The sequence below is a fragment of the Devosia sp. SD17-2 genome, assembly GCF_029201565.1.
In the GTDB taxonomy this organism is placed as follows: Bacteria; Pseudomonadota; Alphaproteobacteria; order Rhizobiales; family Devosiaceae; genus Devosia.
The window spans coordinates 3,241,912-3,254,759 of the sequence record NZ_CP104002.1 but is presented as its reverse complement, the minus strand read 5'-3'; the positions used below and the strand labels follow the sequence as shown (position 1 = coordinate 3,254,759).

General features: G+C 62.7%; 17 protein-coding genes and 1 pseudogene. 11 read left to right on the top strand and 7 right to left on the bottom strand.

The window, feature by feature from the left end; all coding sequences use genetic code 11:
* Positions 1-2 precede the first annotated feature (2 nt).
* Together NYQ88_RS15950 and NYQ88_RS15945 are read left to right on the top strand one after the other, a co-directional pair.
* A complete protein-coding gene (locus NYQ88_RS15950; protein ID WP_275652092.1) occupies positions 3-1,232 on the top strand; it encodes a DUF2254 domain-containing protein in 1,230 nt (409 codons plus the stop codon).
* 27 nt (positions 1,233-1,259) lie between these two features.
* On the top strand, positions 1,260-1,760 hold the full coding sequence (locus tag NYQ88_RS15945) for a DUF2165 domain-containing protein (RefSeq protein ID WP_275652091.1): 501 nt from the start codon (positions 1,260-1,262) through the stop codon (positions 1,758-1,760).
* Between the two features lie 83 nt (positions 1,761-1,843).
* On the opposite strand, the gene NYQ88_RS15940 is transcribed toward NYQ88_RS15945, so the two are convergent.
* A complete protein-coding gene (locus NYQ88_RS15940; RefSeq protein WP_275652090.1) occupies positions 1,844-2,035 on the bottom strand; it encodes a KTSC domain-containing protein in 192 nt (63 codons plus the stop codon).
* Positions 2,036-2,094: 59 nt separating this feature from the next.
* Here NYQ88_RS15940 and NYQ88_RS15935 point away from each other — a divergent pair, with 59 nt between their 5' ends.
* From NYQ88_RS15935 to NYQ88_RS15895, 9 genes and pseudogenes are all read left to right on the top strand, one after another.
* A complete protein-coding gene (locus tag NYQ88_RS15935; RefSeq protein ID WP_275652089.1) occupies positions 2,095-2,427 on the top strand; it encodes a hypothetical protein in 333 nt (110 codons plus the stop codon).
* On the top strand, positions 2,428-3,693 hold the full coding sequence (locus tag NYQ88_RS15930) for a terminase family protein (RefSeq protein ID WP_345774595.1): 1,266 nt from the start codon (positions 2,428-2,430) through the stop codon (positions 3,691-3,693).
* A 264-nt stretch (positions 3,694-3,957) separates the two neighbouring features.
* Entirely contained in the window at positions 3,958-4,080 is a 123-nt protein-coding gene (locus NYQ88_RS15925; protein WP_275652088.1) for a hypothetical protein, read from the top strand.
* An 80-nt stretch (positions 4,081-4,160) separates the two neighbouring features.
* The gene (locus NYQ88_RS15920; RefSeq protein WP_275652087.1) at positions 4,161-5,324 is read left to right on the top strand and encodes a phage portal protein; all 1,164 of its coding nucleotides are present in this window, start codon (positions 4,161-4,163) and stop codon (positions 5,322-5,324) included.
* A 331-nt stretch (positions 5,325-5,655) separates the two neighbouring features.
* A complete protein-coding gene (locus tag NYQ88_RS15915) occupies positions 5,656-5,847 on the top strand; it encodes a hypothetical protein (protein WP_275652086.1) in 192 nt (63 codons plus the stop codon).
* Positions 5,848-5,979, top strand: a complete 132-nt coding sequence (locus NYQ88_RS15910; protein ID WP_275652085.1) for a hypothetical protein — start codon at positions 5,848-5,850, stop codon at positions 5,977-5,979. It begins immediately after the preceding gene.
* Entirely contained in the window at positions 5,979-6,689 is a 711-nt protein-coding gene (locus NYQ88_RS15905; RefSeq protein ID WP_275652084.1) for an HK97 family phage prohead protease, read from the top strand. Before NYQ88_RS15910 ends, NYQ88_RS15905 begins: the two co-directional genes overlap by 1 nt.
* A 157-nt stretch (positions 6,690-6,846) precedes the next feature.
* Positions 6,847-7,170, top strand: a pseudogene (locus NYQ88_RS15900) (TIGR02217 family protein); the annotation flags it as partial.
* Positions 7,151-7,849, top strand: coding sequence for a hypothetical protein (locus NYQ88_RS15895; protein ID WP_275652083.1), 699 nt, complete (start codon positions 7,151-7,153; stop codon positions 7,847-7,849). The pseudogene NYQ88_RS15900 and the gene NYQ88_RS15895, both read left to right, overlap by 20 nt.
* A 110-nt stretch (positions 7,850-7,959) precedes the next feature.
* Here NYQ88_RS15895 and NYQ88_RS15890 read toward each other — a convergent pair whose 3' ends face one another.
* From NYQ88_RS15890 to NYQ88_RS15865, 6 genes are all read right to left on the bottom strand, one after another.
* Complete coding sequence (locus NYQ88_RS15890) at positions 7,960-8,910, bottom strand: ABC transporter permease subunit (RefSeq protein WP_275652082.1); 951 nt, start codon at positions 8,908-8,910, stop codon at positions 7,960-7,962.
* On the bottom strand, positions 8,900-9,760 hold the full coding sequence (locus tag NYQ88_RS15885) for a hypothetical protein (protein ID WP_275654938.1): 861 nt from the start codon (positions 9,758-9,760) through the stop codon (positions 8,900-8,902). The genes NYQ88_RS15890 and NYQ88_RS15885 overlap by 11 nt, the downstream gene beginning before the upstream one ends.
* Positions 9,642-11,003: a glycoside hydrolase family 2 TIM barrel-domain containing protein gene (locus tag NYQ88_RS15880; protein ID WP_275652081.1), complete on the bottom strand. Its 1,362-nt coding sequence runs from the start codon at positions 11,001-11,003 to the stop codon at positions 9,642-9,644. The genes NYQ88_RS15885 and NYQ88_RS15880 overlap by 119 nt, the downstream gene beginning before the upstream one ends.
* 27 nt (positions 11,004-11,030) lie before the next feature.
* Complete coding sequence (locus NYQ88_RS15875; protein ID WP_275652080.1) at positions 11,031-11,360, bottom strand: hypothetical protein; 330 nt, start codon at positions 11,358-11,360, stop codon at positions 11,031-11,033.
* A 108-nt stretch (positions 11,361-11,468) separates the two neighbouring features.
* On the bottom strand, positions 11,469-12,452 hold the full coding sequence (locus NYQ88_RS15870; protein ID WP_275652079.1) for a LacI family DNA-binding transcriptional regulator: 984 nt from the start codon (positions 12,450-12,452) through the stop codon (positions 11,469-11,471).
* Between the two features lie 47 nt (positions 12,453-12,499).
* Entirely contained in the window at positions 12,500-12,847 is a 348-nt protein-coding gene (locus NYQ88_RS15865; protein ID WP_275654937.1) for a TOBE domain-containing protein, read from the bottom strand.
* Position 12,848: the final 1 nt, after the last annotated feature.

Here is a 12,848-nt window from a genome sequence, read left to right as displayed (position 1 = left end):
ACATGAGCTACCTGAAATTCAAGCTGCGCCAATTGGTGCAGCGCATGTGGTTTTTGCCGGCCGCCTTCTCGGGCATCGCGCTGCTGACCATCGTCATCGCCTATCTTCTGGCGCTCTATGCGCCGGAGGAACTGCCCTTCGTCATGCCGGCAAACGCCGTGCAGACCATTCTGCAGATCCTGGCGTCGAGCCTGCTGACAGTGGCGGTGTTTGCCCTCTCGACCGTGGTCAGCGCTTTTTCGGGCGCCTCGGCGGCAACGACGCCCCGGGCTGTGCCGCTGATCGCCGGCGATCTGCGGGCGCAGACGTCCATTTCGGTTTTCATCGGGGCCTTTCTCTTTTCCATCGTCGGCATCATCGGGCTATCCGTTGGCATCTACAGCGAGGCGGGGCGGCTGTTCCTCTTTGTGGTGACGCTGGGCGTCGTGGTTCTGGTGGTCACCTCGTTGATCCGCTGGATCGGCCAGATTTCGGCGATTGGTCGGGTGGGCTACACGATCAGCGCAGTGGAGACGGCGACGCGCGGAGCCATCGAAACCATGGCCGAATTCCCTTTCCTCGGCGGCCAGCGGCTCGAAGGGGAGCCCGCAGGCGAGCCAATCCCGGCGCCGCACTCGGGCTATGTGCAGCATTGCGACCTGCCCGGGCTGCAAAAGCTGGCCGAAGAGCATGACCTTCAGATCAATGTCATGGCCCGACCGGGCACCTATGCCACGCCGGTGAAGCCGCTGATGCTGGTGGAGGGGGCGGCCGACGAGGAGCTGCGCGAGCGGCTGAGCGCCTGTTTCGTTCTGGGCGAGAACCGGACCTTCGATTCCGATCCGCGCTTCGGCATGATCGTGCTCGGCGAAATCGGCGACAAGGCGATGTCGGCCGGCATCAATGATCCGGGCACGGGCATTGTGGTGATCGATACGGCTACCCGGCTCCTGGTGGAGTGGACGGAAGAGCCGGTCGAGGTGCGTCATGACCGGATCTTTGTGCGCCCCATTCGCCCGGCCGATGTGCTTGAGGATGTCTATCGCCCGACCGCCCGCGATGGCGCCGCCATTGTCGAGGTGATGATCCGGCTGATGAAAAGTCTCGAGACTGTTGCCGAATGCAACCCCGCCTTTACCCGGGCAGCGCATGACTTTGCCCGCGTGACCCTGCGGCGGGTGGAGGCGGCGATGACGCTGGACGATGACCTTGCAACGCTCAAGGCAGTGGCGGACTGGATCAGGACGGACTGATCGGCAGGCTTTTTTGGGGGGTCGGCAATGGTGATGACGCGGGTGAGCAAGGCCGTGCTGGTGGCGGCGATGGGGCTTTATGCCGGGCTGGTCGCCTTCGGCAATCTGACCGACTACGGGTCCAATTTCGCCTTCGTGAGCCATGTGCTGGCGATGGACACGATCTTTCCCGATGCCACGATCGGCTATCGGGCGATCACCGCTGAGCTCATTCATCACATCGCCTACTGGCTGATCATCATCACCGAGATTCTGGTGGCGGTGTTGTGCCTGATGGGCGCGGCGCGGCTTTTTGCGCGGCGAGGGGCAAGTGCGCGGGACTTCAACCGGGGCAAGGGCCTTGCGATTGGAGGGCTGACGCTGGGCTTCGTGCTCTGGCAGGTGGGGTTCATGTCCGTGGGCGGGGAATGGTTCGGCATGTGGATGTCAGAGATCTGGAACGGGCTGGCCTCGGCGTTTCGCGTCTTCATCACCATGCTGGCGGTGCTGATCTATGTCGTTCTGCCCGATGGCGAAATCGACGCCTGAGCGGGCGGGGTTCCAGAAACTTATCCCACTTATCTGCGGGTGCCGCTGGTCTGGTAGAGTTCAGGCATGGTCGAAGAAGTGGGTCAGGACGGCGCGGCGCCCAAGCGGCGGCGTCGGGTCCTGGAGCTCTCCGCCTCGATCTTCGTGCAGCGATAGTGGCCCTTGATGGCGCGGTTGAAATACTGGCCGCGCGAGGGGGCGTCGCGCAGGGCCTCATAGGCCGATGGCGGCACATCGAAATATTTGTAGCGCCGACCCTCAGGGGCGAGGTGCAAAGCCGCCGGACTGGGACGCCATTCGCCTTGAATATGAGGGGCGGGAATTTCTGCCGGCCGTGATTTGCAAACGGCATGGCATTACCCCGGCGATGTTGCGCTATCGGCGCCAATGCGAGGGCTGGCTCAGCGCCAGGGCCCGGCCGCCGCGCCAGGATGATCTGGTGGCCCGCATGATCAAGGTTCTGGAAAAGCAGATCAGGCAATTGGAGAAAGCCGTGAACGACCCCATCGAAAAACAGGCCAATGTGCTGGCCACCCAGGTCAAGACGCTCGACAAGCTGATCGAGATGGGCGCGGCCAAGCGCAATGCCGAGCCGGCATCGCGAAAGGACATGACCGACCTCAGGGCCAAGCTGGTCAAGCGGCTGGATCAGTTCAAGGCGCGATAGGTGGGAGAGCCACAAGCGGACGGGGAGAGCTCGGCAGCCGAGGTCGCGGCGCTGTCGGATAATGCGGTTATGGCGGCCTATTTCGACTGGCCGCGCTGGGCTCTGCCAAAACAAGTGCCGCCGCCGGGGGACTGGACCACCTGGCTGCTGATGGGCGGGCGCGGTTCGGGCAAGACCCGGGCCGGTGCCGAATGGGTGCGGAGCCTGGCGAAAGCTGGGGTCGGGCCGATTGCGCTGGTCGGCGAGACCATGAAGGAAGCGCTCGAAATCATGGTGCGCGGCGAAAGCGGTATTTTGGCCGTGCATCCCGATGACGAGCGGCCAATTCTGCGGGGCGGGAACCGGGTGGTGTGGCCCAATGGGGTGGAGGCCGCGATCATGACCGCCTCGGACCCCGAGCGCTTTCGCGGACCGCAATTTGCCGCCGCCTGGTGCGATGAGGCCGGCAAATGGCCCGATGGCGAAGCCGCGTTCGACCAGCTGCAGTTCGGGCTGCGGCTGGGGGAGCGCCCGCGCCAATTGCTGACAACGACCCCGCGGCCGACACGTTTGATCAAGCGGTTGCTCGATGATCCGCAAACGGTGGTGGTGAACATTGCCACGGTGGAAAACAAGGCGCAGCTAGCGCCGAATTTTCTTGAGGCGGTGGTGGCGCGCTATCGCGGCACGGTGCTGGGACGGCAGGAGCTCGACGGCGAGCTGATCGAGGATCGGCCCGATGCGCTCTGGCAGCGCAGCATGTTTCGGCCGGCCGAGGCGGGCGCGGATGGGCGGATCATCGTGGCGGTGGACCCGCCGGTGACGGGGCACGCGCGGTCGGATGCCTGCGGGATCGTGGTCGCCGGGCGGAGTGGGGAGGGCGCGGTGGTGCTCGAGGATGCAACGCTGAAACGGGCGGCGCCGCTGATTTGGGCGCGGCGGGCAGTGGCGGCTTTTCACGCGCATCAGGCGGACGCGATTGTGGTGGAGGTGAACCAGGGTGGGGATCTCGTCACGCAGATGATCGGTCAGGTGGACGACAATGTCCCGGTGCGGCCGGTGCGGGCGACGCGGGGCAAATGGCTGCGTGCCGAGCCGGTCGCGGCCTATTATGGGCGGGGGCTCGTGTCCCATGCGCCGGGGCTGACGGCGCTCGAAGATGAACTCTGCGCCTTCGGGCCGGACGGCGAGGCCGATGGGCATTCACCGGACCGGGTCGACGCACTGGTCTGGGCGCTGACGGAATTGCTGGTGGATGGGGCTAGGCCCCGGGTGCGGGGGCTTTAGGGCTGGCGCTCTTTGCCGGTTCGGATAGATTTCGTTCATGAGCCTGATAGAGAATGAGCGCACGAAACTTTGGGCGAATGCACTGGACCGGGCGTCCACTGCGTGCATTACCGTTGGCGTCCTGGCACCGGTCGCAGCCGTTTTCTACGGTGCCACTGGAACAGTTCGAGACAGCTGGGCCTTTGCTCTGGGCAGCGTGATTTGGCTTTTGGCCGCAGTCGCACTATATTTGTTAGCGAGATTTGTTCTCGGGAGGCTGAAGTCATGAGCTTTATCGAACTTTTTGCCTTTGTGATCATGCCCGTGCTCGTCGTTGCGCTCGGCGCTGGCGGAACCTGGCTGCATATGCGCGATCTGAAACGCCACGAGCAGCATCCGGCCGAATAGGGTCGACACCTACAAAATTGGATAAGAGCCCCGGCAGCGTCCGGGGCTTTTTGTTTTTGCGGCGGGGAGAACCAAAAAGCATGTCGAACTGGATCAGCCGCCTCTTTGGCGGAAGCACGAACGCGCCGGTGGAACGGAAGAATTTTGGCGGGCAGACGTTGATGACGCTGAGCGGGCTGGGGCCGGCGCAGTGGAGCGGGCGGGGCTATGCCAGCCTCGTCAATGAAGGGTTTATGCGCAATCCGGTGGTCTATCGCTGCATCCGGCTGATTGCCGAGGCGGCGACGCGCGTGCCGCTGGGCGTGGTCGTCGATGGCAAGGCGGTGAGTGAGCATCCGCTGCTCGACCTTCTGACAAAGCCCAATGGGCGGCAATCGGGCGGGGAAATGCTCGAGGCGGTCTATGCCTATCTGCAGACCGCCGGGAACGCCTATCTCCAGGCGGGGATCGTCGATGGGGCGGTGCGGGCGCTGTTCGTGCTGCGCCCGGACCGGATGCGGGTGGTGGCCGGCGCTGATGGCTGGCCCATCGCCTATGATTATTCCGCCGGGGGGCGGAGTGTGCGGATCGGGCAGGGGCGCGAGCCGGTGCCGGGCGTCTTGCATATGGCGCTCTTCCATCCGCTCGACGATCACTACGGCATGGGGCCGCTCGAGGCGGCGCAGACGAGCCTTGATATCCATAATGCCAGTGCGCAGTGGAACAAGGCGCTGCTCGACAATGCGGCGCGGCCCAGCGGGGCGCTGGTCTATTCGGCCGGTGGCGGCAATCTCAGCGAGGACCAGTTTCAGCGGCTCAAAGCCGAGCTTGAAGAGAATTTTGCCGGTGCGGCCAACGCCGGTCGACCCATGGTGCTCGAAGGCGGGCTCGACTGGAAGGCGATCGCGCTGACGCCGCGCGACATGGATTTCATCGAGGCCCGCAATGCTGCGGCGCGGGATATCGCGCTGGCATTCGGGGTGCCGCCCATGCTGCTCGGCCTGCCCGGCGACAACACTTACGCCAATATGGCCGAGGCCAATCGGGCGCTGTGGCGCCAGACGCTGGTGCCGCTGGTGGTGCGCGTGGCGCAGGAGCTGAGCGTGTGGCTCGGGCCGGCGTTCGAAGGCGCCGAGATCGTGCCGGATTTTGATGCGGTGGAGGCTTTGGCCGAAGACCGCAACGCGCTCTGGGAGCGGGTGGGGAATGCGGGTTTTCTCAGTGATGCCGAGAAGCGGGCGATGGTGGGCTTGGGCGCAAGCTGAGCGACCAAGGCCAGGAAGGTTTTGTCCGATTGGCGGGGGCTCAATTGCCTGAGGTCACCGTCCTAGCCTCCCCCTTCAAGGGGGAGGTGCTGATCTGTGGGCGGCACAGAATAGTGCCCAAGGCACCGGCGGACACCCTCCCCCTTGAGGAAAGGGATGATGAAGGTGGGCCGCACGCAGCACTCTTGCGATTTATCCGGCTGTCCTACGGCGACGGATCAACTCTCACACAAAGGCCTCGCTTTCGCGGGGATGAAACGGCGGCGGTTGGCGGGCGCGGGAGCGCCCGTGCGCCGGTTAGACCCGCTGATTTTGCGGGAAGGAGACTATTATGGACGAGCTGACCAAGACCGTTGTTGAGCGCGGGGATCTGGCGCATCTGGCGCTGTTTTTGTGGGCGAGTGGGGCGAGTGCGCTGCTGGTGTGGAGCCTCAAGGAGCTCGCTTCGGCCAATAAGCGCTTCAATGATTTCGTGACCGAGATTTCGAGCCTCAACCGTTTGTTTCACGAGGGGGACGAGTGAATGGCGGAAAAGACCAATCGTGAGCAGGCGCAGCTGACGTTTCGGCAATTTGCCTGGAACCTGGCCGGTACACTGGCCGAGAAGGCCAGGGGCTCGGCGCGGCCGCAGCAGCGGGCCGGGGCCAAGCGCTGATGGCGGAAAAAATCCCCATTGATGCGGACGGGCGATTTGCCGGCTATGCCAGCATTTTAAGCCGGCTCGACAGCGGCGGCGATATCGTCCAGCCCGGGGCCTTTGCCAAAAGCCTGGCCAAGCGGCGTGGGCGCATCAGGCTGTTGTTCCAGCATGATCCCAAGGAGCCGGTGGGCATTTGGGAGGAGCTACGCGAGGACGCGCATGGCCTTTTTGCTGCCGGTCGGCTGGTGCCAGGCGTGCCGCGTGCCGATGCCTTGAGAAAACTGATCGAAACGCGGGCGCTTGATGGGCTCTTCATCGGCTTTCGCACGGTCAAGGCCAGCCGCCAGAACGGCCAGCGCCTGCTGCACGAGATCGATCTCTATGAGATTTCGATCGTCACCTTTCCGATGATGGACCAGGCGCGCATCGCCTCGGCCAATCCGGCGCTGGCCGGGATAAAGCCTTTTGCCAAGGGCGGGGTGATCGCAGCGCCGAGCTATTTTCCGTTGGGACAAGGACTTGGGCTGGCCGGAGAGGCGGGGCCTGAGGCGATCATGCCGCTGGCGCGCGGGCCGGACGGGCGGCTGGGTGTGGCTGGCGGCGGTGGCGCCGTGCAGGTGACTTTCAATGTGACGGCGCAGGACGCGCGCAGCTTTGCCCAGAGCGAGGCGGAGGTGAGCGCGATGCTGTTGCGGGCGGTGCGGCGGGGTTCTCGGGGCGCTTGATCTTCAGGTGATGCCGGCCTGCAAGCGGCCGTTTTCTGCGCTTCCGGTGCTCACGTACCCAAACGTACGCTGCGCTCCGGTTCTCGAAACCAGCCACTTTCGGCTCGTCCTGACCTGAAGCTCAGCGCGCTGTAGTGCCAAAACGAGAGATTCCAAAATGGCATTTCATCATGTGCGGTTTCCGCTTGATATCGCGCTGGGGGCGCGGGGTGGGCCGGAGCGGCGGACGGATGTGGTGACGCTGGCGGGTGGAGGCGAGCAGCGCAATGGGCGCTGGGCGCAGTCGCGGCGGCGCTACAATGCGGGCTATGGGGTGAAATCCCGGGCCGATATGCAGGCGGTGCTGGCCTTTTTCGAGGAGCGCCGCGGGCGGTTGCATGGGTTTTTGTGGCGCGATGGGATCGACTATTCCTCGGGCGGGAAGGCGCCGACGCCGATTGACCAGGCGATCGGGACCGGGGATGGGACGCGGACAGGGTTTTCGCATCGCCAAGGTTCGATTGGGTGTTGAGGATCAGGATGTTCCGCAGGACCAGTTGCAGGGGATGGAGCGCGTCGGTGCGCAGGTAGATCAGCGCATCAAAATAGGAGTTCCACTGCCAGATGGCGTACATCAGCGCGATCACCGCGATCATGGGCTTGGCCAGCGGGATGGCGATGAGCAGCAGGAAGCGCAGGTCGCCGGCGCCGTCGACCCGCGCCGCCTCGTACAGCTCCTTGGGGATCGCATCGCGGAAATAGGACATGGCCAAAATGACCTGCCAGACGCCGATCGCATTGGGCACGATCATCGCCCACGGCGTGTTCAGCATGCCCATGGACCGAACGACCATATAGGTCGGGATCAGCCCTCCCGAGAACAGCATGGTGAAAACGATCAGCTTGGTGATCAGCCGTCCGCCGAAAAAATCCACCCGCGACAGGGGGAAGGCCACGGCGATGGTCAGCACCACGCTCAGGGCCGTGCCGGCCGTCGTATAGAACAGCGAGTTGATGAAGCCGCTGACGATCTTGGGATCGCGCAGGGCGACCTCATAGCCGCGCAGGGTGAAGTCCACCGGCCAGAAGCTGACCCGGCCGGCAGAGACGGCTGCGGGACTGCTGAACGAACTCGCGACGATATAGATCAGCGGCAACAGCACAATGGCGAGGAAGGTTAGCAGCAGGATATAGACGGCGGCGACGAAAAGACGGTCGACCAGCACCACGTTCAGTGAACGTTTCCGCAGCCGCGCGCGCGCCGTTTGATTTGATTCTGCGGTCAGATCGGTCACCAGAGGCTCCTTCCGGTTACCCGCTTGGCAACGGCGTTTACCGTGACCAGCAGCACGAGATTGATCACCGCATTGAAGAGGTTGATCGCGGTTGCCAGGCTGAAATTGGCGTTCAGCAGACCGGTCTTGTAGACATAGGTGGAGATGATCTCGGACTGGCTCAGGTTGAGCGGGTTCTGCAGCAGGAAGGCCTTCTCGAAGCCCACCTGCATGATGTTCCCGACCCCCAGGATCAGGATGATGATCGCCGTCGGCATGATGCCGGGAATGTCGACGTGAATGATTTTCTGAATGCGGCTGGCGCCATCGACCTTGGCCGCCTCATAGAGCGAGGGGTCGATGCTGGAGAGGGCCGCGATATAGATGACCGCTGAATATCCCGCGGTCTGCCAGATGTCTGACCAGACATAGACATGCTTGAAGTAATCGGCACGCGCCAGGAAATCTACCGCCGGAATGCCGAAGAGGCCGAAGACATCGCCCACGAGACCAATCCGTGGCGAGAGGATGAGTATGGTCATCGACACGATGACGACGGTCGAAATGAAGTAGGGCGCGTAGGTGACGAGCTGGACCGTCTGCCGGAAGGCTCTCAGGCGCACCTCGTTGAGCGCCAGCGCCAGGATGATCGGGATCGGGAAGCTGGCCAGAATATAATAGGCGGAGAGGGTGAAGGTGTTGCGCAGCAACTGCCAGAACACCGGATTGTTGAAGAAGCTGTAGAAGTGCTTCAGCCCGGCCCAGGGGCTCCCCCAGACCCCCGCCACCACATTGTAGTCCTTGAACGCGATGATCGCATTGATCATCGGCAGATATCGGAAGATGGCAAAGTAGGCGAGCGGCACGATGATCAGCAGGTAAAGCTGCCAATGGCGCTGCCAGCTGCGCTTTGCAGCATATCGCCAGCCCTTGCGCCTGTTTTTGCCGATGTCGTGACTAGCTGCCATGGACCACGATCCTCGTGATTTCTGCGGGAGCTTCGGGGAAGTGCACGATGACCGCGCGCAATCTCTTGCCAAGGACGAGAAACTTTATGGTTTCGATCGCGGTGTTGCCGGCCGCGGCGAGACCGGATTTGCCGTTCATTTCCGACTCGGTTTCGACCCGGAAGGGCACGTTGGTGTGCTCCCCGAACGCCACTTCAATGGTGCTGACGGCCCATTTCCCTTCGAGGTCGAGCCGCACCCAGGCGCCAGGTTCCGCGGTGGCCGGTTTCCAGCCGAGATCGGTGGCATAATCGGCGACGAGATGGGCGGGCCTCGTCGGATCAAAACTGCTGGCAAAGACCGGGCGCTTCTCCGACAAAATCCGGGTGCCGCTGGCATGGGCCAGCCCTTTGACGCTCGGCGGACCCGGCTGGAAACGCCGGTGCTGGCCGGACCAGGGTGTTCCCCCGACCGCTTCCAGCCTCAACTCTGCCGGGGCAACACCCTCGCTGGTGGCACGGATGACGATGGGCCCGGAATGATATGAGCGCATTTCGATGGCGCCTATGCCATCGATAAATCCCTTGTTCCCGGGCGAGAGCTCGATTGCGGTGCCGGTGGGGAATATTCCGCCCCCTTCAACGACTTCGAGGCGTACCGGCTGTTCCACGGCGACGCGGAGGCCCGCATCATCAATGAGCTCGACGAGGAGATGAGCGTCGTCGGTGCCGTCAGTCTGCAGCGTGGTGCGATCAGCGGTGAGCCGGAGAGCCGTCGCCGTTCCGGGCTTTGGCCAGATCGGGGCCGGCACGCCTGCCAGATGTTCGCGATACCAATACCAGGACCGCAATGGGACGCGGAAATAGTCGATGAACCCCATGCGGCCCATCTCCGGCATGATGCTGCCATGGTGAAAGCCGCACCAGAGGATGATGCCCGCGCGCCAGGGATAGGGTTGCTCGACATTGTCGGTGTAGTGGGGGGGCGAACTTGCCAGGTCTGTCCTGATAGCTGACGCCATATTCGGAGACGAGATTGGGGCGGCCGGGGTCGTGGAAGAGGGTAGCGCCATCGCCATTATAGCCCACGAGGTCGCCGAGCTTGTCGAAATCGCGGCGCTGGGCTCCGCCCACAGATGCCGGCCGGGTCGGATCCAGCTCATGCGACAGATCGATCAGCGCCTGGGTCAGCGCCTTGGCCTGGGGAAGGACGCTCTCGTCTGCAAAGAATACCTCATTGCCCATGCTCCAGGTGACGATGGACGGATGATTGCGATGCGTGCGGATCATCTCGGAGAGCTGCTGGCGGCAGCTCTGCTCGAATTCTGGTTGATCCTCCGCGTGGATCGGGTAGGCGCTGGCCGTCCAGAAACCCTCAGTTGTCTCACCACCCGTGCCCCAGAACGCCAGTTCCGACCAGAACAGCATCCCCTGCCTGTCACACTCTTCGGCAAAGACCGGGTGATGGGGATAGTGTGAGCCGCGGATGAAGTTCATCCCGGCCTCACGGATCATGGAGATATCCCTGCGGATCCCGGCATGGGTCGAGGCATCCGACCAGCCGGCGCGGTCCTGATGGACATTGGCGCCGTGAATTGGCAGGTGCCGGCCATTGAGGAAAAAGCCCTCCTTGGCATCGAACCTTATGGTTCGGATGCCGAACGACGTCTCTGCACGATCAACGATCCCCTCCTGTTCCAGAAGCTGGTCGAGGCAATAGAGATAGGGATGGTCGACGTCCCAAAGGGCTGCGTCTCGAATGGTCATGTTCTGGCTGACCGTCACGGACTCCCCAGGCGGGATCTGGATCGCAATCGAGTTGCCGGCAGCCTCCTCGACCTGGCGCAGAACAGTGCTTTTCAGTGTGCCTTCAAAGGCAGTGTCTGAATGATTGACCAGCTCCGTTTCGATGAAAACGGAAGCTGATCCATCCCCGTTCGGTGACGAGCGGACGAAGGTGCCGTACCAGGCGAACCGCGTCTTTGCGCCAGCGATCCAGCTCACATCGCGATAGATGCCGCCATTGAAACTGTGCTCGCCGGCCCGCGGCGCCAGACGCGGGTTCCACTCGTTGCTGACAATGACGGTGATGCGGTTCTGACCGGCGCGCAACAAGGCAGAAACATCGATCAGAAACGGCGTCTATCCGCCAAGATGGCGCCCCGCCTCAATGCCATTGACGAGCACAAGAGCATCCTGAAACACCCCCATGAACTCGAGGGCATGAAACATCCCGATCTCGCTGGGCGCGACATCGATCTGGCGCGAATACGTGCCTTTCCCGACGTAGAACTGGGTGTCCATGAAATAGGGGATGCCGAAGGAGTGGGGCAGGCCGACATCGTACCAGCGGGGATCATCCGGGTCGGTGACGTCCCGCAGGTCGCCATAGGCGAACTGCCATTCCGCGTTCAACAATCTCTTGTCGAATGGCACGTCCACCATCACCCCCCCAAGGTAGTCCGTGAACATTCACGGTCTTATTTTGGTGAAATTTCCGCTCAATATTCGCGCGGCATACCTAGGCTTTTTGTCTTCCGTGAATGTTCACGATATTGGGCTAAATTGACCCTGTCAAGTTCACGCGGACTCGCGCCACAGCAGCTTCGCTTCTGTACTGCGATGGATCGAAGGAACCTCGCGAAAATGGTAGGCGGCTAGCTCATCGACGATGTCGAGAGCGCCGCGGGCAATTGCTTCGCGGTCAATGGCGAGGCTGCTGAGTTTGGGTGAAATCGCCTCGCCCAGTAAGAGGCCATCCACGCCCAGGATGCGCACCCGGCCCGGGACAGCCGCGCCCATGGCGAGCGCACCCTGTATCGCGCCGATTGCCATGACGTCGTTGAACGCCAACACTGCGTCTGTCTGGGGATGCGTCGTAAGGAGGGTCTTGAGGGCTTCCCCGCCACCGGCGAAAGTTTCCACACCCCAGACCACGGCACCGCGCGATTGCGGCCTGACGACTTCTTCGAAATACTGCCGGCGCTCTGAGGGCAGGTAACTGGTGCTCGTCTTGAGACTGTAGCCGGAATCGATCATGCCGATATGCTGGGCGCCCCGCGCATACAGCGCCTCGATCGCGACCTTGACGCCGGCGCGCCAGTCGAGGTTGATGGAATGAATGCCGGCGATCCTGCTGGTTCTTTCGAGCAGAACTACAGGCAATCCGCGCGCGATAACCTTGATCCGATCCTGCGGGACAGTGATGTGCCCGACGATGACGTCGACCTGATCCCGCAGTAATTCGAGGGCCTCTTCCTCGTCCACGCCTTCAGTCGCGGTGATCACGACATGCCAGCCGCGCCGCTTGGCTTCCTGCAAAATGTCTGCCGCGAGGTCGGTGTAGTAGGGGTTTCGAAACGAGGCCACCACATAGCCAATGGCCACGGACTTGGTCCGGGCGGCAAAATTGCGCGCAAAACGGCTCGGCCGATAGCCGAGGCGCGCAGCCACTTCGAGCACGCGCGTCTTCGTTTCCTGGCTGATGTCGCCCTTGTCGTTGAGCGCACGGGTGACCGCGCCACGCGAGACGCCGGCAACAGCGGCAACGTCATTGATCGTCACTTTGCGTGTCATCGGACAAAAGGCTTTGGCGAGAAAATAATCACGGATTATGCAATCGGGCGCAGGCGTTCGCCTGCTGGTGTGAAGTACAGAGCTTTGGATATGTCCACTGCGAAGTCATGGATCTGGCCCGATGCCATATCTTCCGCACCGCGGTCTTCAATAATGACCTGACCCTCTCCCAGCGTGGCGTAGACATAGCGCGTGCCGCCGAGATATTCAACGATATCAACGGCCAAGGGTAGTGTGACGCCCTCAGGTCCGGGCACGAAATGCTCCGGACGCAACCCAACCAGGATGTCTAGCGGCTGTTCGGCAAGGGGAGGAACTGGCCAGGATACCCCATTGGCCAGTTCGATCCTTCCATCCGCGTACCGGGCTTTGAGGAAATTCATT

Bases quoted from the DNA above. Each gene is read 5' to 3' on its own strand.
- NYQ88_RS15925 (WP_275652088.1), top strand. From the start codon at position 3,958: ATGAGCTTTATCGAACTTTTTGCCTTTGTGATCATGCCCGTGCTCGTC.
- NYQ88_RS15950 (WP_275652092.1), top strand. From the start codon at position 3: ATGAGCTACCTGAAATTCAAGCTGCGCCAATTGGTGCAGCGCATGTGG.
- NYQ88_RS15945 (WP_275652091.1), top strand. From the start codon at position 1,260: ATGGTGATGACGCGGGTGAGCAAGGCCGTGCTGGTGGCGGCGATGGGG.
- NYQ88_RS15905 (WP_275652084.1), top strand. From the start codon at position 5,979: ATGGCGGAAAAAATCCCCATTGATGCGGACGGGCGATTTGCCGGCTAT.
- NYQ88_RS15865 (WP_275654937.1), bottom strand. From the start codon at position 12,847: ATGAATTTCCTCAAAGCCCGGTACGCGGATGGAAGGATCGAACTGGCC.
- NYQ88_RS15895 (WP_275652083.1), top strand. From the start codon at position 7,151: ATGGGACGCGGACAGGGTTTTCGCATCGCCAAGGTTCGATTGGGTGTT.
- NYQ88_RS15915 (WP_275652086.1), top strand. From the start codon at position 5,656: ATGGACGAGCTGACCAAGACCGTTGTTGAGCGCGGGGATCTGGCGCAT.
- NYQ88_RS15920 (WP_275652087.1), top strand. From the start codon at position 4,161: ATGTCGAACTGGATCAGCCGCCTCTTTGGCGGAAGCACGAACGCGCCG.
- NYQ88_RS15890 (WP_275652082.1), bottom strand. From the start codon at position 8,910: ATGGCAGCTAGTCACGACATCGGCAAAAACAGGCGCAAGGGCTGGCGA.
- NYQ88_RS15910 (WP_275652085.1), top strand. From the start codon at position 5,848: ATGGCGGAAAAGACCAATCGTGAGCAGGCGCAGCTGACGTTTCGGCAA.
- NYQ88_RS15875 (WP_275652080.1), bottom strand. From the start codon at position 11,360: ATGTTCACGGACTACCTTGGGGGGGTGATGGTGGACGTGCCATTCGAC.